Origin of the sequence: Cupriavidus sp. 30B13, from assembly GCF_049059565.2 — a bacterium.
Lineage (GTDB): Bacteria > Pseudomonadota > Gammaproteobacteria > Burkholderiales > Burkholderiaceae > Cupriavidus.
The window spans coordinates 3,659,221-3,678,137 of the sequence record NZ_CP188223.1 but is presented as its reverse complement, the minus strand read 5'-3'; the positions used below and the strand labels follow the sequence as shown (position 1 = coordinate 3,678,137).

The 18,917-nt window shown below is 69.9% G+C and carries 19 protein-coding genes; 15 read left to right on the top strand and 4 right to left on the bottom strand.

Going from position 1 to position 18,917, the window contains the following annotated elements; all coding sequences use genetic code 11:
* Positions 1-539: 539 nt before the first annotated feature.
* The 4 genes from rplU (at position 540) to proB (ending at position 3,620) form a co-directional block, all read left to right on the top strand.
* Positions 540-851 carry a 50S ribosomal protein L21 gene (gene rplU, locus ACKI2N_RS16875; RefSeq protein WP_006576525.1) on the top strand — a complete coding sequence of 104 codons (312 nt, stop codon included), beginning with the start codon at positions 540-542 and terminating at the stop codon, positions 849-851.
* Between the two features lie 70 nt (positions 852-921).
* Positions 922-1,182, top strand: coding sequence for a 50S ribosomal protein L27 (gene rpmA / locus ACKI2N_RS16870; protein ID WP_420996470.1), 261 nt, complete (start codon positions 922-924; stop codon positions 1,180-1,182).
* A gap of 150 nt (positions 1,183-1,332) precedes the next feature.
* Positions 1,333-2,433, top strand: a complete 1,101-nt coding sequence (gene cgtA / locus ACKI2N_RS16865; RefSeq protein WP_420996469.1) for an Obg family GTPase CgtA — start codon at positions 1,333-1,335, stop codon at positions 2,431-2,433.
* Between the two features lie 68 nt (positions 2,434-2,501).
* On the top strand, positions 2,502-3,620 hold the full coding sequence (proB, locus tag ACKI2N_RS16860; RefSeq protein ID WP_420996468.1) for a glutamate 5-kinase: 1,119 nt from the start codon (positions 2,502-2,504) through the stop codon (positions 3,618-3,620).
* Positions 3,621-3,809: 189 nt separating this feature from the next.
* Here the strand turns inward: proB and ACKI2N_RS16855 are convergent, their stop codons facing one another.
* Together ACKI2N_RS16855 and ACKI2N_RS16850 are read right to left on the bottom strand one after the other, a co-directional pair.
* Positions 3,810-4,448, bottom strand: a complete 639-nt coding sequence (locus tag ACKI2N_RS16855; protein ID WP_420996467.1) for a CNP1-like family protein — start codon at positions 4,446-4,448, stop codon at positions 3,810-3,812.
* Positions 4,441-5,121: an RNA pyrophosphohydrolase gene (locus ACKI2N_RS16850; protein WP_420996466.1), complete on the bottom strand. Its 681-nt coding sequence runs from the start codon at positions 5,119-5,121 to the stop codon at positions 4,441-4,443. Before ACKI2N_RS16850 ends, ACKI2N_RS16855 begins: the two co-directional genes overlap by 8 nt.
* A 184-nt stretch (positions 5,122-5,305) precedes the next feature.
* On the opposite strand from ACKI2N_RS16850, the gene ACKI2N_RS16845 reads away from it, so the two are divergent.
* The 6 genes from ACKI2N_RS16845 (at position 5,306) to ACKI2N_RS16820 (ending at position 11,026) form a co-directional block, all read left to right on the top strand.
* Positions 5,306-7,027, top strand: coding sequence for a proline--tRNA ligase (locus ACKI2N_RS16845; RefSeq protein WP_420996465.1), 1,722 nt, complete (start codon positions 5,306-5,308; stop codon positions 7,025-7,027).
* 4 nt (positions 7,028-7,031) lie between these two features.
* Positions 7,032-7,805: a lytic transglycosylase domain-containing protein gene (locus ACKI2N_RS16840; protein ID WP_420996464.1), complete on the top strand. Its 774-nt coding sequence runs from the start codon at positions 7,032-7,034 to the stop codon at positions 7,803-7,805.
* Positions 7,802-8,734 carry a 2OG-Fe(II) oxygenase gene (locus ACKI2N_RS16835; RefSeq protein ID WP_420996463.1) on the top strand — a complete coding sequence of 311 codons (933 nt, stop codon included), beginning with the start codon at positions 7,802-7,804 and terminating at the stop codon, positions 8,732-8,734. Before ACKI2N_RS16840 ends, ACKI2N_RS16835 begins: the two co-directional genes overlap by 4 nt.
* A gap of 38 nt (positions 8,735-8,772) precedes the next feature.
* Positions 8,773-9,561 (top strand): helix-turn-helix domain-containing protein, encoded by a 789-nt coding sequence (locus tag ACKI2N_RS16830; RefSeq protein WP_420996462.1) that lies wholly within the window; start codon positions 8,773-8,775, stop codon positions 9,559-9,561.
* 76 nt (positions 9,562-9,637) lie between these two features.
* Positions 9,638-10,294: a LysE family translocator gene (locus ACKI2N_RS16825; RefSeq protein ID WP_420996461.1), complete on the top strand. Its 657-nt coding sequence runs from the start codon at positions 9,638-9,640 to the stop codon at positions 10,292-10,294.
* Positions 10,295-10,405: 111 nt separating this feature from the next.
* Complete coding sequence (locus ACKI2N_RS16820; protein WP_420996460.1) at positions 10,406-11,026, top strand: LysE family translocator; 621 nt, start codon at positions 10,406-10,408, stop codon at positions 11,024-11,026.
* Here the strand turns inward: ACKI2N_RS16820 and ACKI2N_RS16815 are convergent.
* Together ACKI2N_RS16815 and ffh are read right to left on the bottom strand one after the other, a co-directional pair.
* Positions 11,010-11,552, bottom strand: a complete 543-nt coding sequence (locus ACKI2N_RS16815; protein ID WP_420996459.1) for a hypoxanthine-guanine phosphoribosyltransferase — start codon at positions 11,550-11,552, stop codon at positions 11,010-11,012. The genes ACKI2N_RS16820 and ACKI2N_RS16815 overlap by 17 nt on opposite strands.
* Before the next feature lie 71 nt (positions 11,553-11,623).
* Entirely contained in the window at positions 11,624-13,018 is a 1,395-nt protein-coding gene (ffh, locus tag ACKI2N_RS16810; RefSeq protein WP_020205803.1) for a signal recognition particle protein, read from the bottom strand.
* A gap of 160 nt (positions 13,019-13,178) precedes the next feature.
* Between ffh and ACKI2N_RS16805 the strand changes: the two genes are divergently transcribed.
* Genes ACKI2N_RS16805 through ampD form a run of 5 tightly spaced genes read left to right on the top strand, consistent with a single transcriptional unit; the run spans position 13,179 to position 18,686 of the window.
* Complete coding sequence (locus tag ACKI2N_RS16805) at positions 13,179-14,105, top strand: cytochrome C assembly family protein (protein ID WP_420996458.1); 927 nt, start codon at positions 13,179-13,181, stop codon at positions 14,103-14,105.
* 7 nt (positions 14,106-14,112) lie between these two features.
* On the top strand, positions 14,113-14,367 hold the full coding sequence (locus ACKI2N_RS16800; RefSeq protein ID WP_420996457.1) for a PP0621 family protein: 255 nt from the start codon (positions 14,113-14,115) through the stop codon (positions 14,365-14,367).
* Entirely contained in the window at positions 14,364-16,433 is a 2,070-nt protein-coding gene (locus ACKI2N_RS16795) for a sensor histidine kinase (protein ID WP_420996456.1), read from the top strand. The genes ACKI2N_RS16800 and ACKI2N_RS16795 overlap by 4 nt, the downstream gene beginning before the upstream one ends.
* A gap of 41 nt (positions 16,434-16,474) precedes the next feature.
* The gene (locus ACKI2N_RS16790; protein WP_420996455.1) at positions 16,475-18,070 is read left to right on the top strand and encodes a sigma-54-dependent transcriptional regulator; all 1,596 of its coding nucleotides are present in this window, start codon (positions 16,475-16,477) and stop codon (positions 18,068-18,070) included.
* Complete coding sequence (ampD, locus tag ACKI2N_RS16785) at positions 18,063-18,686, top strand: 1,6-anhydro-N-acetylmuramyl-L-alanine amidase AmpD (protein ID WP_420996454.1); 624 nt, start codon at positions 18,063-18,065, stop codon at positions 18,684-18,686. Before ACKI2N_RS16790 ends, ampD begins: the two co-directional genes overlap by 8 nt.
* The last annotated feature ends 231 nt before the right edge of the window (positions 18,687-18,917 follow it).

The following is an 18,917-nucleotide window of genomic DNA, read 5'->3' as shown; positions in this document are numbered from 1 at the left end:
ACAAGATGTTCACCGTTACGCAAAACCCGCCGATTATAAGCGATGCGGGTGTATGTATGTCCCCTGAACGGGGGGTGCGGCATGGGCGCGGCCGGGACCGGCGCGTGGCTCGCGCCCGCGACCCGCGCGCGACCCCGCGACCTATAATGCGGGCATGACCGATAGACATTCCTCTTCGCGTCGCCGGCTGCGCCGCACTGCCTGGTGGGCAGCCTTCGCCGCCCTGGCGGGCTTCCTGCTGGCGGACCTGATCTGAGCCGGGCCGGTCCGCCTGCCGGCACAATGTGCGCCGGACGGCGCCGGGCAGGCTATGTGCCTGTTTTCTTTGTACTTTTCCCGGATCTCGTATAGAATCACGGGTTTCCTCCGGCCGCTTTGCGTTGTTTGCGCGTTGTTCACGGCTGTGCCGGCGGGAGATAACCGGCGCCAATTGGGCTGTCCGGGTGGTCCGGGCCATCCTGCCAAGGCAGGGCGGACGGGCGCCAGGGGCAGGCCGGCATTGGCTTTCGGCGTTTTATTTCACATCGAGAGGTTCGACAATGTACGCGGTCGTAAAAACCGGCGGCAAGCAATACAAGGTTGCTGCTGGCGAAAAACTTAAAGTAGAACAGATACCGGCAGACATTGGCGCAGAAATCACGCTCGACCAGGTGCTCGCAGTGGGCGCCGGCGACCAAATCAAGTTTGGTACGCCGCTGGTTAGCGGGGCTTCCGTCAAGGCTACCGTTATCTCCCAAGGTCGTCACGACAAAGTGAAGATCTTCAAGATGCGCCGTCGCAAGCACTACCAGAAGCGTCAAGGCCATCGTCAAAATTACACCGAGCTGCGCATCGAAGCGATCGTTGCCTGAGCTGCCGCTCAGTCCACATCGAAATCGAATTCAAGCGTAACTAGGTAAAGTAAAGCGACAGGAGTTAGTCATGGCACAGAAAAAGGGCGGCGGTTCCACACGGAACGGCCGCGATTCCGAATCGAAGCGTCTGGGCGTCAAGGTGTACGGTGGCCAGGCCATCAACGCCGGCAGCATCATCGTGCGTCAGCGCGGTACGCGCGTGCACCCGGGCGAGAACGTTGGCATTGGCAAGGACCACACCCTCTTTGCCCTGGTCGACGGTCACGTTCAGTTCGCCGTCAAGGGCGCTGCCAAGAAGCAGCAGGTCAGCGTCGTTCCGGCAGCCTGATCACCGCCTTTGCAGCACGAAGGCCCCGCAGCACTTGCGGGGCTTTTTCATTTCTGGCGACAATGGGATTGTCGCCATCCGCCGCCTGTGCGGTCCCCGCCATGCCGGCCGGGCACGCGCATCGCGGCCGCTCCACCACGGAAGGTCATCATGAAGTTCATCGACGAAGCCAGAATTGAAGTCATTGCCGGCAATGGCGGCAATGGCAGCGCATCGATGCGGCGCGAGAAATTCGTGCCCTTCGGCGGCCCGGACGGTGGCGATGGCGGCCGCGGCGGCAGCGTGTTCGCGGTGGCCGACCGCAACATCAACACCCTGATCGACTTCCGCTACGCCAAGAAGCACGTGGCGCGCAACGGCGAAAACGGCCGCGGCGCGGACTGCTACGGCGCCGGCGGCGAGGACGTGACGCTGCGCATGCCGGTCGGCACGCAGATCCTGGACATGGACACCGGCGACCTGATCGCCGACCTGACCGAGCACGGCCAGACCGTGTGCCTGGCCGAAGGCGGCATGGGCGGCTGGGGCAACCTGCACTTCAAGTCCAGCACCAACCGCGCGCCGCGCCAGCAGGTCGACGGCAAGCCCGGCGAGCGCCGCATGATCAAGCTCGAGCTGAAGGTGCTGGCCGACGTGGGGCTGCTGGGCATGCCCAATGCCGGCAAGTCGACGCTGATCTCCCACATCTCCAACGCGCGTCCCAAGGTGGCGGACTACCCGTTCACCACGCTGCATCCGAACCTGGGCGTGGTGCGCGTCGACCACGAGCAATCCTTCGTGGTGGCCGACATCCCCGGCCTGATCGAAGGCGCGGCCGAGGGCGCCGGGCTGGGCCACCAGTTCCTGCGCCACCTGCAGCGCACCGGCCTGCTGCTGCACATCGTGGACCTGGCGCCGTTCGACGAGAACGTGGATCCGGTGGCGGAAGCGCGCGCCATCGTCAACGAACTGAAGAAGTACGACGAAAGCCTCTACGACAAGCCGCGCTGGCTGGTGCTCAACAAGCTGGACGTGGTGCCGGAGGAAGAGCGCGAGAAGCGCGTCAAGGATTTCGTCAAGCGCTACAAGTGGAAGGGCCCGGTATTCCGCATCTCCGCCCTGACCGGCGAAGGCTGCCGCGAGCTGATCTACGCGATCAAGGACCACCTCGCCGCGATCAAGGCCGAGGAGGCCGCCGCGCTGGAGGAGCCGGACATCCGCTTCGACGAGCGCCTGCACAATATCGACCAGGCCGGCACGGAACAGGACTGAGCCGGTCCGCGCCCGCCAACGACAAACGACAAACGACAGCCGTAGTACCCAGGAGACAGGATCCCGCCATGCAATCGGTCATCGCCCAGGCAAAACGTATCGTCGTGAAGGTCGGGTCCAGCCTGGTGACCAACGACGGCAAGGGGCTCGATCACGACGCCATCGCCCGCTGGGCGGCCCAGATCGCCAAGCTGCGCATGGCCGGCAAGGAAGTCGTGCTGGTCAGCTCCGGCGCCATTGCCGAAGGCATGCAGCGCCTGGGCTGGGTGCGCCGCCCGCGGGAGATCCACGAGCTGCAGGCCGCCGCGGCGGTGGGCCAGATGGGCCTGGCCCAGGTCTACGAAAGCCAGTTCGGCCGCTACGGCATCCGCACCGCCCAGGTGCTGCTGACCCACGCCGACCTCGCCGACCGCGAGCGCTACCTGAACGCGCGCTCGACGCTGCTGACGCTGCTGTCGCTCGGCGTGGTGCCGATCATCAACGAGAACGACACCGTGGTCACCGACGAAATCAAGTTCGGCGACAACGACACGCTCGGCGCGCTGGTCACCAACCTGATCGAAGGCGACGCGCTGGTGATCCTGACCGACCAGCGCGGCCTCTACACCGCCGACCCGCGCCGCGATCCGCAAGCCGCCTTCGTGGACGAAGCGCTGGCCGGCGCACCCGAGCTCGAGGCCATGGCCGGCGGCGCCGGCACCTCGATCGGGCGCGGCGGCATGCTGACCAAGATCTTGGCCGCCAAGCGCGCGGCCAAGTCGGGCGCCCACACCGTGATCGCCTCGGGGCGCGAGGCTAACGTGCTGGAGCGGCTGGCCGGCGGCGAAGGCATCGGCACCCAGTTGCTGGCGCCGACCGGGCGCCTGAACGCGCGCAAGCAATGGATGGCAGACCACCTGCAGATGCGCGGGCGCGTGGTGATCGACGCCGGCGCCGCCGACAAGCTCACCGGCGGCGGCAAGTCGCTGCTGCCGATCGGCGTGGTGGAGGTCGAAGGCGAGTTCGCGCGCGGCGAGGTGATCGCCTGCGTCGACGCCGGCGGGCGCGAGGTGGCGCGCGGCATCACTAATTATTCCAGCGCCGAGGCGCGCCTGATCGCGCGCAAGCCGTCCTCGGAGATCGAGCGCGTGCTGGGCCACCAGAACGAGCACGAGCTGATCCATCGCGACAATCTCGTGCTGGTCTGACGGCACCGGCGAGCGGGCGTTTAGAAACAAAAGGGCTGCACATCGTGCAGCCTTTTTGTTTGCCGGTGCAGCCTCCGATCATCGACGGTTTGCTCCCCCCTCCCACGCCAGCGGGAGAGGGGAGAACACAAGCGGCAAGCCGATGCTGTCTGTCAGTCGTTCGCCTGCCTCATCGCGGCCCGCTGCCGCTCAGCGCGGGAACAGGCTCTTGCGCGGCGCGTCCCCGCGCAGCTGCCTGACGATTTCCTCCGCCGTGCCGGCCGCTCCGCGGCCCTCGCAGAAGAAGTCGGCGGCGAGCGCGCCGGCGTAATTGTTGCGCGCGCCCTTGACGACGCGGATCCAGCCGTCGCGGTCGTCGCTGCCGTTGCGCACCCATTGCGTGGCGCCCTTGGGCAGCGTGGCGAACATCTTGCGCTCGTACGAGTCGCAGCGGAAGCCTTCGAAGCTGGCGCTGCGCGTGCCGCCCGGGCCGCTGATCACCACCGTGTAGCGCACGGCGCCGTCCGCGCCGACCGAGACCGACTTGGCGTCCACGGCGAAGTCGAAGTTGCCGGTCGGGCTCACCTCGAACGGGATCAGGTCGGCATCGCGCGGCGGCGCCGGCAGCGGGGTGGCGGCCTCGTGGAATTCGCGCGGGCCGAACAGCGGCGCGAACAGGCTCGATTCCTTCTTGGGCGTGTAGTCCTCGGCTTCCTCGTCCGGGGTGTCCACCCTGGTGTAGTTCGGCTTGGTGCTGCCGCAGCCGGCCAGTCCCAGGGACAGGGTTGCCGCCAGCAGGCAGGCGGCGGTCAGCCGGGAGCGAAAGCCCCGGCCGGCGGATTCAATCATCGGTACTCCGTTCTGTGGACGCCGGCATGGCCGGCGGTGTTGGGCCGGGATCGCCGGCCTGGTCGTCGCACGGGCCCTGCGGCTCGTGCGCGAGGCGGCCGCTGGCCCCGGCATGCTCGTCCGGCGCCCGGCCCGGCCGCGCCGCGGCGTGCCTGCCGTGCGCGCCGTGCGTCCCGTAGGGGCTCAGCGGCGCGCGGGTGTTGCGTTGCAGGAAGCGGGACAGCTCGTTCAGCGCGAGCTGGTACACCTCGCGCTTGAACTCGATGACGGCATCGAGTGGTACCCAGTAGTGGCTCCAGCGCCAGGCATCGAACTCCGGGTGGTCGGTGGCGCGCAGGCGGATGTCGCAATCGCGGCCCGCCATGCGCAATAGGAACCAGATCTGCTTCTGTCCCCGGTAATGGCCGCGGATCTCGCGGCGGATGAACTTGTCCGGCACCTCATAACGCAGCCAGTCGCGCGTGCGACCGACGATCCTGACGTGCTCGGGCAGCAGACCGACTTCTTCATGTAGCTCGCGGTACATCGCCTGTTCCGGCGTTTCGCCGTATTTGATGCCGCCCTGTGGAAACTGCCACGAATGCTCGCCGATGCGCTTGCCCCAGAACACCTCGTTCCGTGCGTTGATGAGGATGATGCCGACGTTCGGGCGAAAGCCTTCACGATCGAGCATGACTGCACCTCGAATCCTTTAGAATTACGTCGATTATAAAGGAAGCGCGTAATGCGGCTTGTGCAACGGGGTGCTGGTTTTCCCCGAGCAAAAAGCGCAGTTTCAGGCGCACGCGCGCAACGAATTCGCGCCACTCCCCGCCCGCGGTCCGCGCGGCGGGCATGGCCTTACGAGAAAGCAACGGATGAAAGCCTCGCAATTCTTCATTTCCACCCTCAAGGAAGCCCCTTCCGACGCGGAAATCGTCTCGCACAAGCTGATGATGCGCGCCGGCATGATCAAGAAGCTCGGCGCCGGCATCTATAACTACATGCCGGTGGGCCTGCGGGTCATCCGCAAGGTGGAAAACATCGTGCGCGAGGAAATGAACCGCGCCGGCGCGGTCGAGTTGTCGATGCCGGTGATCCAGCCCGCCGAGCTGTGGCAGGAAACCGGCCGCTGGGACAAGATGGGGCCCGAGCTGCTGCGCCTGAAGGACCGCCACGAGCGCGACTTCGCCGTGCAGCCCACCTCCGAGGAAGTGGTCACCGACATCGCCCGCAGCGAAATCCGCAGCTACAAGCAGTTGCCGGTCAATTTCTACCAGATCCAGACCAAGTTCCGCGACGAGCGCCGGCCGCGCTTCGGCATCATGCGCGGGCGCGAGTTCACCATGAAGGACGCCTACTCGTTCGACCGCGACGTGGCCGGCCTCAAGGTGTCCTACGACAAGATGTTCGACGCCTACGTGCGCATCTTCGAACGCTTCGGCCTGGAATTCCGCGCCGTGGCGGCCGACAACGGCGCCATCGGCGGCTCGGGCTCGCACGAGTTCCACGTGATCGCCGATACCGGCGAGGACGCCATCGTCTATTGCCCCACCTCGGACTACGCCGCCAACATGGAAGCGGCCGAGGCCCTGCCGCTGCTGGCCGAGCGCGCCGCGCCGGCGCAAGACCTGGTGAACACGCCCACCCCGGGCAAGGCCAAGTGCGAGCAGGTGGCCGAGCTGCTCGGCATCCCGCTGGCGCGCACGGTCAAGTCGATCGTGCTGGCCACCGACGGCGAGGCCGGCGTGCAGATCTGGCTGCTGCTGCTGCGCGGCGACCATGAGCTCAACGAGGTCAAGGCCTCCAAGGTGCCCGGCCTGGCCGAGTTCCGCTTCGCCACCGAGGCCGAGATCGTCGAAACCTTCGGCACGCCGCCCGGCTACCTGGGCCCGATCGGCACCAGGCAGCCGGTCAAGGTGGTGGCCGACCGCACCGTGGCCAACATGAGCGACTTCGTCTGCGGCGCCAACCAGAAGGACTATCACCTGACCGGCGTGAACTGGGGCCGCGACCTGCCCGAGCCGGCCGTGGCCGACCTGCGCAACGTGGTGGCGGGCGACGCTTCCCCGGATGGCAAGGGCACGCTGGAAATCTGCCGCGGCATCGAGGTGGGCCACGTGTTCATGCTCGGCACGCGCTATTCCGAGTCGATGGGCGCCACCTTCCTCGACGAGAACGGCAAGACCCAGCCCATGCAGATGGGCTGCTACGGCATCGGCGTGACCCGCATCCTGGGCGCGGCCATCGAGCAGAACTTCGACGAGCGCGGCATCATCTGGCCGGCGGCCATCGCCCCGTTCGCGGTGGTGATCTGCCCGGTCGGCTACGACCGCTCGGAAGCCGTCAAGGCCGAGGCCGACCGCATCCACGCCGAGCTGCTGGCGGCCGGCGTCGACGTGATCCTGGACGACCGCGGCGAACGCCCGGGCGCCATGTTCGCCGACTGGGAACTGATCGGCGTGCCGCACCGCGTGGTGGTGGGCGACCGCGGCCTGAAGGAAGGCCGCGTCGAATACCAGGGCCGGCGCGACGCCGAGGCCACGCAACTGCCGGTGGCCGACGTGGTCGGCCACGTGCGCGGCCTGCTGTCCGCCTGAGCCCATGCGCGCCGCGGGCAGTCGCCTTGGCGCTCGTCGCCTCCTCCTGCGCGGCCGCGTGTGCCTGCGCCTGGCGCGCGCCGGCGCCGGCCTGCTGCTGGCGCTGAGCGCGGCCGCGCACGCCGGCGCGCAGAAGGAAGAAGACCTGGCCGACGCCGTGCGCGGCGCGCTGGCCGCCGCCATCGCGGACAGCCGGCCGCTGCGCCCGGCCTTCGCCACCGGCGGCGAGCAGCTGGCCTACGTGAAATGGCTGGAGGAGATGTCGCACCGGCTCGCCGCGCGCATCCCCGAGCCGCAGGTGCGCATCGAGCTGATCGAGACCGCCTACTACGAGGCCAAGCGCGCCGGGCTGGAGCCGGCGCTGGTGCTGGGGCTGGTACAGGTGGAGAGCAATTTCCGCAAGTACGCCATCAGCGGCGCCGGCGCGCGCGGCCTGATGCAGGTGATGCCGTTCTGGTCGCGCAGCATCGGCGACGGCGACGCGCGCAAGCTGTTCCACCTGCAAAGCAACCTGCGCTACGGCTGCACCATCCTGCGCTACTACCTGGACCGCGAGCAGGGCGACCTGTTCCTGGCGCTGGGCCGCTACAACGGCAGCCGCGGCCGGCCCGAATATCCCAACGCGGTGCTGGCGGCGTGGAAGCGCTGGCAGTACTCCGAGGCCAGCGTCACGGTGGCCGGCGACCCCGATCCCGCCGCCGCGCGCGCGCGCGTGCTGCCGCCCGAGGCGCCGTCGCGCAATCCGTTCTCGCCGCAGCGGCTGGCCAACCCCTCATGAGCACGCCTGGCGGAACCGGAGGCGGAGGCACCGGCACCGGCAGGGCCGGCTACGCCAGTTCCTCCCCGGACCTGGAGCGCTGGCTGCGGCGCCATATCCGCCAGGGCTTCAACGCCGACGCGCTGGTGCGGTCGATGTGCCAGTCGGGCTACGACGCCGCCTTCGCGCGCACCACGGTCGGCGCGGCGCTGGCCGCCACGCGCGGCACGGCGGAGGATGGCGACGCTGTCGCGGACACCGTCCCGGCCGCCGGCCCCGCCGAGCCCCGCATCCACGCCGCCGGCTTCCCCGCGCGCAATACCGCGCACCATGGCGGGCGCGACATTCCCATCCTGTTCGCGCTGGCCGCGCCGCGCGTGGTGCTGTTCCAGCAGTTGCTCACCGACGCCGAGTGCGACGCCCTGGTGACGCTGGCGCGCGGCCGCCTGGCGCGCTCGCCGGTCATCAACCCGGACACCGGCGACGAAAACCTGATCGACGCGCGCACTAGCATGGGCGCCATGTTCCAGGTCGGCGAGCACCCGCTGATCGAACGCATCGAGGATTGCATCGCCAGCGTGACCGGCATCGCCGCCGACCGCGGCGAGGGTTTGCAGATCCTCAACTACAAGCCCGGAGGCGAATACCAGCCGCACTACGATTTCTTCAATCCCCAGCGCCCCGGCGAGGCGCGCCAGCTCCGCGTGGGCGGGCAGCGCGTGGCCACCCTGGTGATCTACCTCAACAGCCCGCCGGCGGGCGGCGCCACCGCGTTTCCCAAGCTCGGCCTGGAAGTGGCGCCGGTCAAGGGCAACGCCGTCTATTTCAGCTACCGCAAGACCGACGGCACGCTGGACGACCGTACCCTGCACGCCGGCCTGCCGGTCGAGGAAGGCGAGAAGTGGATCGCCACCAAATGGCTGCGCGAGCGGCCCTACCGCACCGGATGACGGCCGCCCGGCCCGGCCGCTACTGGTTCGACCCGGCTATGCCGTTCGTCGAAAGCCGCTGCGCCAGCGACAGCGGCGCAGCCTATCTGCCGCATACCCATCCCACCTTGTCGGTGGGCGCCGTCGACAGCGGCCACAGCGTGTTCGGCACCGAAGCCGGCACGGTGCGGCTGTCGCCCGGCGACGTGGTGGTGATCCCCGCCGGGCAGGTGCACGCATGCAACCCGGAGCCGGAGCGGCGCTGGAGCTACCAGATGCTGCATATCGATGCGGCCTGGGCGGACGCGGTGCTGGCGGCGCACGGCGCGGCGCCGGCGCTGCCGGCCGCGCTCGCGCGCGTGCGCATCACCAGCGCGGCAGATACCTACGCGGCCCTGTGCGCGCTCAACCGCCTGCTGTTCTCGGCGGCGCCATGCGCGCGCAAGGAGGCGGCGCTGGCCAGCTTCGTCGCCGCGCTGCTGGGCGGCGCGGACCCGCGCCAGACCGTGCGCGCGCCGCGCCTGCCCGCCGGCCGCGCGCGGCTCGCCCGCATCGTGGCGACCCTGCGCGAGCGCCATGCCGAGCCGCTGCCGCTGGCCGAGATGGCGCGCGGCGCCGGCATGAGCCGCTACCAGCTGATCCGCGCCTTCCGCGCCGAGACCGGCATGACGCCGCACGCCTACCAGCTCGACCAGCGCATCAACCACGCGCGCCGCCTGCTGCGCGCGGGCGGCGCTCCGGCCGACATCGCCCAGGATCTGGGCTTCTCCGACCAGAGCCATTTCCAGCGCGCCTTCAAGCAGCGCGTGGCGCTCACGCCGCGCGGCTTCCAGCACCGCGCCGGTTGAGCCGGGCGCCGCAATTTTCTCCAATACGCCAGCCGTGTCCGCGGCCAGACTTCGTGTTCGACACGAAAGGACTGGCATGGATCTCTGCGCCGCATCCGGCTTCGGCCAATTCGCCATGGTGGCCGGCGCGCACTTCCTCGCGCTGCTCAGCCCGGGGCCCGACTTCTTCCTGGTGGTGCGCAGCTCGCTGGTGCTCGGCGTGCGGCGCGCCGCCGCCGTCTGCCTGGGCATCGCGCTCGGCAACGGCGTGTTCATCGGCGCGGCGCTGGCCGGGCTGGCCGCCACGCGCGCCAGCCAGGGCGTGCTCGTGCTGCTGCAATGGGGCGGGTGCCTGTACCTGGCGTGGCTGGGCTGGCGCCTGCTGTCGGCCAGCGGGGAAACCGCGCTGCCCGAAGCCGGCGGCCAGCCGCCGCCGGGCGGCGGCTGCGCGGCACAGTTGGTCAGCGGTTTCCTGTCGGCCGTGCTCAACCCGAAGAACGCGCTGTTCTATGCCAGCCTGTTCTCGGTGCTGGCCGGCAACGGCACGCCGGCCGCGGCGCAGTTCGGCTACGGCCTGTGGATGTTCGCCATGGTCTTCGGCTGGGACCTGCTGGTGGCCTGGGGCGTGCGCCGGCCGCCGGTGCGCGCGCGTTTCGCGCGTTCCGTGCGCGGCGTGGAGCGGGCCACCGGGCTGGTGCTGTGGGGCATCGCGCTATGGGTGGCGGCGGCTGCCTTGCAGGCAGCGCGTTCCTAGGCAGCCGGCAGAGGCCGTACCGCCAGTTTTCTGGCCGAGTGTACCGGTACTGTATTGGAGTGCTCGACTAGACTGGGTTGCCTCATTGTCCGCCCCCCGATGGAGTCAGTCATGGCAGTTCCCCAGCTCGTTGCCGGATCCGGCGTGTTCGCCGCCTTCTGCGTGTTCGCCCTCGTGTCGTCGATCACGCCCGGCCCCAACAATACGATGGTGCTCGCGTCCGGCGTCAATTTCGGCTTCGCGCGCACGGTGCCGCACATCCTCGGCATCAGCCTGGGCTTCGCCCTCATGGTGGCGGTGGTCGGGCTCGGGCTGGGTTCGCTGTTCGCCGCCTTGCCCTGGACCTGGACGGTCCTGCGCGTGGTGGCGGCGCTCTACCTGGCGTGGCTGGCGTGGCAGCTGGCCACCTCCGGCGGCATGCAGGAGCGCCAGGCGGCGCGGCCGATGGGCTTCCTGCGGGCCGCGGCGTTCCAGTGGGTCAACCCCAAGGCGTGGGTGATGGCGGTGGGCGCGTGCAGCACCTATGTGCTGCACGGCAACGTGTGGCTCAACGTGCTGCTGCTGGCCGGGGTGTTCGCCGTGATCAACCTGCCGAGCGTGGCGATGTGGGCGGTGTTCGGCTCGGCCTTGCGGCGCTGGCTGGCGCAGCCGCGCGTGCTGCGCGTGTTCAACGTGGCGATGGCGCTGCTGCTGCTGGCCTCGCTGTGGCCGATCGTCAGCGCAAGGCCCTGATGGCGGGCAGGTTGCGCCAGTAGCCGTGGGCGTCCATGCCGCAGCCGAAGACGTAGCGCTCGGGCACTGTGAAGCCGCAGAAATCCGGGTGCATGGGCTTGGGCTTTTGCAGCACCTTCTCGCACAGCACCGCGGCGTAGACGTTGGTGGCGCCCATGTCCATGATGCGCTGGCGGATCGCCGCCATGGTCTCGCCTTCGTCGAGGATGTCGTCCAGCACCAGCACGGTGCGGTCCTTGACCGACTCGCGCGGCGCCACGCGCCATTGCATCTCGCCGCCCACCGTCTTGTTGTTGTAGCGCGAGAGGTGGATGTAGTCGAACTCCAGCGGGAATGCCAGCTTGGGCAGCAGCATGCCGGTGAAGACCACCGCGCCGCCCATCACCGACAGCACCAGTGGGAAGGTGTCGCCCATCCTGGCCGTGATCTCGGCGGCCATGCGGTCCAGCGAATCCTGCACCGCTTGCGCGCTGACGATTTCCTCGGAGTTGGCCCACAGTTCGCGGGCCTGTTCGGCGCTCATCATGATGTCGATCCTGTCTCTGACTGTCTTTATGCGTTGCTGCCGGCGGCCCGGCGGTTCATCGGGCGCTTCGCTCAGCGATTGAAGAGGCCCTTCATGCCGCCCTTCATCGCGCCCATCGAGCGCATCATCTTCATCATGCCGCCGCCCTTGAGCTTTTTCATCATGCCCTGCATCTGGTCGAACTGGTTGAGCAGGCGGTTGACCTCCTGCACCGGCACGCCGGCGCCGGCCGCGATGCGGCGCTTGCGGCTGGCTTTGATCAGCTCGGGCTTGGCGCGCTCGGCGGCGGTCATGCTGTTGATGATGCCTTCCATGCGGCGCACCTGCTTTTCCGCCACGTCCATGTTGGCGCCCTGGGCCTGCTGGGCGAACTGCGCCGGCAGCTTGTCCACCAGGCTGCCCAGGCCGCCCATCTTCTTCATCTGGCCGATCTGGGTCTTGAAGTCCTCGAGGTCGAAGCCGCCCGTCTTCTTGATCTTCTTGGCCAGCTTCTCGGCCGCTTCCATGTCCACGCCGCGCTGGGCTTCCTCGACCAGCGCGAGGATGTCGCCCATGCCCAGGATGCGCTGGGCCATGCGCTCGGGGTAGAACGGCTCGAGGCCGTCGAGCTTCTCGCCCACGCCGACGAACTTGATCGGCCGGCCGGTGATGTGGCGCACCGACAGTGCCGCGCCGCCGCGCGCATCGCCGTCGAGCTTGGTCAGCACCACGCCGGTCAGCGGCAGCGCGTCATGGAACGCGCGCGCCGTGTTGACCGCGTCCTGGCCCAGCATGGCGTCGACCACGAACAGGGTTTCGGCGGGCTTGAGCTCGGCGTGCAGGGCGGCGATTTCCTGCATCATGGCCTCGTCGATGCCCAGGCGTCCGGCCGTGTCGACGATCAGCACGTCGTGGTAGTGCTTGCGCGCCCAGTCCACCGCCGCGCGCGCGATGTCCACCGGCTTCTGGTCCGGCTGGGAGGGGAAGAAGTCGGCGCCGACCTGCTCGGACACGGTCTTGAGCTGGGCGATGGCGGCGGGGCGGTAGACGTCGCACGACACCGTCAGCACTTTCTTCTTCTTGTTTTCCTTGAGCCACTTGGCCAGCTTGCCCACGGTGGTGGTCTTGCCGGCGCCCTGCAGGCCGGCCATCAGGATGATGGCGGGCGGCTGCACGGCCAGGTTCAGCTCGCCGCTCTTGTCGCCGGCCGTGAGGCTTTCCTCGCCGCCGATGACGGCGGTCAGCTCGCGTTGCACCACGCCCACCAGGGCCTGGCCGGGGGTGAGGCTGGACACCACGTCCTCGCCCAGCGCCTTTTCCTTCACGCGGGCGATGAATTCGCGCACCACCGGCAGGGCCACGTCGGCCTCCAGCATGGCCAGGCGCACCTCGCGCAGCATTTCGGCGGTATTGGCTTCGGTCAGGCGAGCCTCGCCGCGCATGGTCTTGACGACCCGCGCCAGGCGTTGAGTGAGATTGTCCAGCATGGCAGAGAAGTCCGGGGGTAGGGCTTGTTTCGGGGCCTGGGCGGCGCGGGGCCGGCGCCTTGCGAGGCCGGGCGCAGGTTCCGGGCCAGGCTCACGCGCGGCTCGAGCGCGGCTCAAGCGCGGCGCCACCGGGGCGGGGGCGCTAGGGTAAACTGTGCAAATGGCCATTGTACTGTATGCCTTGACGGCACTTCTCTATTGCGGCCTGGCCTTTCACGGCTGGGCGACGCGCAATCCGCAACTGGCGGCTGCCGGCGCCGCCGGCGGCGCCGCGGGGGGCGCCACCGCCACCATGCTGCTGCAGGGCGGCGGCACGCGCGGGGAGGGGCGCCCGGCCTGGTGGCATGTGCTGATGCTGGCCGCGCTGGCCAGCCACGGCCTGCTGCTGCACGAGACCATCTTCCCGGCCGACCGCATGATGTTCGGCTTTGCCTTCGCGCTGTCGGCCATGCTGTGGCTGGGCGTGGGCATCTACTGGATCGAGAGCTTCTTCTTCTCGCTGGCCGGGCTCGGGCTGATCGTGTTCCCGGTGGCGATGCTGGCCAGCCTGATCCCGCTGGCCTTCCCGGGCGCGCAGATCCTCGGCTACGCCGCCGCGCCGCTGTTCAAGCTGCACTTCGTCATCGCCAACGTGGCGTACGGGCTGTTCACGCTGGCCGCCTTCCACGCCTTCCTGATGCTGCTGGCCGAGCGCCGCCTGCATGGCTTCAACCGCTCGCCGCAGGCCGCCGAGGGCGCGGCGCCGGCGCAGTGGGTGGGCCGCTGGCTGGACCTGCTGCCGCCGCTGCTGACGCTGGAAAAGCTGCTGTTCCGCCTGATCGGCGCGGGTTTCGTGCTGCTGACCCTGACCATCCTGTCGGGCCTGCTGTTCTCCGAGCAACTGTTCGGGCGCGCCTTCCGGCTGGACCACAAGACCGTGTTCGCGCTGCTGTCGTGGGTGATGTTCGCCGGCATCCTGGCCGGGCGCAGCTTCTACGGCTGGCGCGGGCGCACGGCGCTGCGCTGGGTGATCGCCTCGTTCGGCATCCTGCTGCTGGCCTACGTGGGCAGCCGTTTCGTCATCGAAGTCATCCTGCACCGGCTCTGATCCCCGCATGGCACGCATCGTCCTCGTCCTGGCCGTGTTGCTGGGTTGCCTCTGGTGGCTGCGCCAGCGCGCCGAAGAGCGCCAGGCCAGCCGGCGCGCCGTCCGGCCGCGCCCGCCCGCGGCGCCGCAGGAAGCCATGGTGCAATGCGCGCGCTGCGCCGTGCACCTGCCGCGCGGCGAGGCCATCGCCTACCGCGGCCTGCACTATTGCCGGCGCGCCCACCTGCCGCCGGACAGCGACGCGGACGACGCCGCCGCATGAAGGGGCCCGCCGCGTCCCAGTCCCAGGCCCAGCTCCGGTCCCGGACCCGCGCCGGCGCCTGGGGCGCCGTCGCCGCGCTGTGGCGGCGGCCCGAGCCTCCTGAATTCCACTGGCGCCTGCTGCGCTATTTCTGCTGGGCCCGCCTGGCGGTGGCCGCGCTGCTGCTGGGCTACGCCTGGCTGCCGGCCCAGCGCGCCGAGACCGAGCGGCTGGCGCAGGCGCTGGGCCAGGGCCAGGCGGCGCTGCCGCTGGCGGTGCCTTATGCGCTGATGGCGCTTGCCATGACCGCCGCGGCGCTGTGGTGGCGGCGCGGCTTCCACCTGCGCGTGCACATGCAGGTGCTGGCCGACCTGGTCCTGCTCGGCCTGATCTTCCACGCCCAGGGCTACCGCAGCGAAGGCATGGCCATGATCTTCCTGCTGCCGGCGCTGCAGGCCGGCGCGCTCACCAGCCTGCTGTTCGCGCTGTCCGCCGCGGCGGTCTCGGCGCTGGTGGTGATGAGCAGCCCGTTCGCGCAGACCCTGCTGCTGCACCAGGCCGACGCCGGCCTGCTGGGCTCCGGGCTGTACGGCCTGGTGTTCATGATCGCGGCCTCGCTGATGTACCTGCTGGCCAACCGCCAGCTCGCGCAGGAGCGCCTGGCGCTGGCGCGCGAGCAGGAGCTGCGCCTGCAGCAGCTGGTCAACCGGCTGATGGTCAACGACATGCAGGACGGCGTGATGCTGCTGCGCGCCAACGGCGCGGTGGTGGCCGCCAACCCGGCCGCGGTGGTGCTGCTCGGCGTGCAGCCGGCCGAGCGCGGCAAGGCCGCCACCACGCCCGGCACCGGGCGCGACGCCCTGTTCGACCTGCGCCAGATCCCGCGCCTGCAGCCGCTCATGGAGATGCTGCGCGACTGGGTGCGCAGCAAGGACGACGCGCCGCGCATCCTGCAGTTGCTGCCGCTGCCGTCGCGGCCGTCCTCGGGGCGCGGCCCGATCCTGCACACGCGCCTGCGCCTGCGTTTCCTGCTGCCGGGACTGGCCAGCCTGCGCTCGACCTTCGCCTCGTCGCTGTCGGTCTCGCTGAGCGCGCAGCAGGCCATGGACACCGCCACCTGGAACGAGCTCACGCCCGAGGCGGCCGCGCGGCTGCGCCTGGCCATCGCCCAGAACGAGGCCATGGCCTGGCGGCCCGAGGACGAAGCGCTGCTGCGCAGCGAGATGCGCGACACCGTGCTGGTCCATATCGAAAGCTGGGAGCGCATCGCCGAGCAGGTGCAGCAGGAAAAGCTGGCCGCCATGGGCCGGCTGGTGGCCAGCGTGGCGCACCAGATCCGCAATCCGCTGGCCGCCATCAGCCAGGCCAGCGAGCTGCTGTCCGAGACCGGGCGCGGGCGCCCCGACGGCGACGTGGACGCGCGCCTGCTGCGCATCATCCACGACAACGTGCAGCGGCTCGACCAGGTGGTGTCGGACGTGCTGCAGATGTCGCGCCGCCCGCGCACCGAGCGCACCGTGGTCGACCTGAACCAGGCGCTGCCCGAGATCGTCGACCGCTGGCGGCTGGAAATGCGCGCGCGCTCCGCCACCCACGACCCGATGGGCGCGAGCCGCACGCCGCGCCCGGCCGAGATCAACGCCAACGCGGTGCGGCTCACGGTGGACGTGGCGCGCCCGGTCATCTTCGATTCCTCGCAGTTGCAGCAGGTGCTCGGCAACCTGCTCGACAATGCGTGGCGCTACTGCAGCCGCCTGCCCGGCGCGATCCGCCTGCTGGCCCACGCGCTGGACCAGCACCACGCCGAGCTGATCGTCTGGAATGATGGCGTGGAGGTCTCGCGCGAGCACCAGCGCACGCTGTTCGAGCCGTTCTTCACCAGCAACGCGCAGGGCACCGGCCTGGGCCTGTTCATGGCGCGCGAACTGTGCGGCGCCAACGACGCCCAGGTGCGCTACGGCACCATCTCGCTCGACGCGCTGCTGGCAAGCACCGGCATGCTGGCCCCCGCCGCACGCGATACACTGCCGGCCAAGGCCTTCGTGCTGACCCTGCGCATCCACGCGCCGGACCAAGCCGGCGGCTGACCGCTTCCCGTCCGCCTCCCGCCTCACCACGCGCCAGATCCATGTCCCTCAAGACGCCAGGCCCCGATCCGATCCTCGTCATCGACGACGAGGCCGACCTGCGAGAACTGCTCGACATCTCGATCCGCCGCATGGGCCACGACGTGGTCCTGGCGGGCTCGCTGGCCGAGGCGCGCGAACAGCTCGCCGCGCGCCGCTATAGCCTGGTGCTCACCGACATGCGCCTGGGCGACGGCCAGGGCATCGACATCGTGCGCCAGCTCTCCAGCGCGCCCGAGCGCGTGCCGGTAGCCGTGATCACCGCCTACGGCAGCGCCGACAACGCGGTGGAAGCGCTCAAGGCCGGCGCCTTCGACTACATCGCCAAGCCGGTTTCGCTGGAACAGCTGCGCAACCTGATCCTCAACGCGCTGGGGCGCCAGCAGCGCGACCAGGCCGAGGGCGGCGACGGCGATGGCGCCGGTGCCGCGGCGGGCACCGCGGACCTCGCCTTCAACCTGCTGCCCGGGCATTCGGCGGCCATGCACGAGGTGCGCCGCTCGCTGTCGCGGCTGGCGCGCAGCATGGCGCCGATCGTCATCAGCGGCGAGTCGGGCAGCGGCAAGGAGCGCGCCGCGCGCGCCATCCACGCCATCAGCACGCGCGCCTCGCATCCGTTCGTGGCGGTGAACTGCGGCGCCATCCCCGAGACGCTGATGGAGTCCGAGTTCTTCGGCTACGTGAAGGGCGCCTTCACCGGCGCCGACGCCGAGCGCGGCGGTTTCTTCCAGGCCGCCAACGGCGGCACGCTGCTGCTCGACGAGGTGGCGGACCTGCCGCTGGCCATGCAGGTCAAGCTGCTGCGCGTGCTGCAGGAGCGGCGCGTGCGCAAGATCGGCGCCAGCCGCGAGGAAAACGTCGACGTGCGCGTGCTGTGCGCCAGCCACAAGGACCTGGCCGCGATGGTGGCCGCCGGCCAGTTCCGCCAGGACCTGTTCTACCGGCTCAACGTGCTGGCGCTGCGCATGCCCACGCTGCGCGAGCGGCGCGAGGACCTGCCGGTGCTGTCCGACGCCATCCTGGAGCACCTGGCGGTGCGCTATGGCGACCGGCACCCCAGGCGGCTGTCGACGGCCGCGCGGCAGCGCCTGGCGGAATATCCGTTCCCGGGCAATGTGCGCGAGCTGGAGAACCTGCTCGAGCGCGCCTATGCCTTTGCCGAGGGCGACGCCATCGAGGAGGGCGACCTCGGCCCGCTGGAGGCCGGCGCGCCGCCCGCCGCGCCGCCGGGCAGCCCGCCGCCGCCGGCCGTGGCTGCCGGCTTCCAGCCCGAGCCCCGCCCCGGCGGCCGCGCCGAGATGCCGGACGCGTACGGCGAGCCCGCGCCGGTCAGCGACGGCGCCGCCGAGGCCGCGCGCGTGACCTTCCCGATCGACCTGACCGGCCGGCTCGAGGCGCTCGAACGCGACCTCATCCTGCAGGCGCTGCAGCAGACCGGCTTCAACCGCACCGCGGCGGCGCCGCTGCTGGGCCTGAGCTTCCGCCAGCTGCGCTACCGCATCCAGCAACTGGGCATCCGCGAAGGCCGCGAGGATGCCGCCGACGACGCCGGCGGCGAGGGCCTGGATGCCGCTGCCCACGGAGGGCGCGATGCCTGAGCACGTCCATGGCGGCCCGGCGCCCGCCGCCCCGGCCGCCTTCGGCCCCGACCCGTCGGGCTGGGTGCCGGCCGCGCGCCGCGTGCCGTCGCCCAATTTCGATGCGCGCCCGGCCGGCCTGCCGGTGGAGCTGGTGGTGATCCACAACATCAGCCTGCCGCCCGGCCAGTTCGGCAGCGGCGACATCGAGGCCTTCTTCCAGAACCGGCTCGATCCCGCGCGTCATCCGTTTTTCGCCACCATCCACGATGTGCGTGTCTCGGCGCATTTCCTGGTGACGCGCACGGGCGAGCTGGTGCAGTTCGTGTCGTGCCTGGACCGGGCCTGGCACGCCGGGCAGTCCGAGTTCCTCGGCCGGCCGCGCTGCAACGACTTTTCCATCGGCATCGAGATCGAAGGCAGCGACGACCAGCCGTTCACGTTGGCGCAATACCACACCGCCGCGGCGCTGGTACGTGCGCTGCTCGCCGCCTATCCGGTGCGCGCGCTGGCCGGCCACAGCGATATCGCCCCCGGGCGCAAGACCGATCCGGGCCCGCATTTCGACTGGACCGCCTTCGCGGCCGCCGCCGGCGTGGCTGCCGGCATGCTGCCCTACCGCAAAGACCGGCCCTGAAGCAAGCGCGCGGCACGCGCTCTGGGGGCATCGAGCGGACACGGGAAAACCCTGATAAAGTCCGGCCCCTATCGAAGCGGCCCGGGCAATCGAAAAAATTTCTTTTCATCGGGCGGTAACGCACCGACGGGCCGAATCCCTTGCGTCTCTTGGGCTGGCGGGTTCGGCACGGTGCCACATGCCGCCGCCGTCACCGGCTCCGCTTCAAAAAGCCGCTTGTCAAGACTGGTC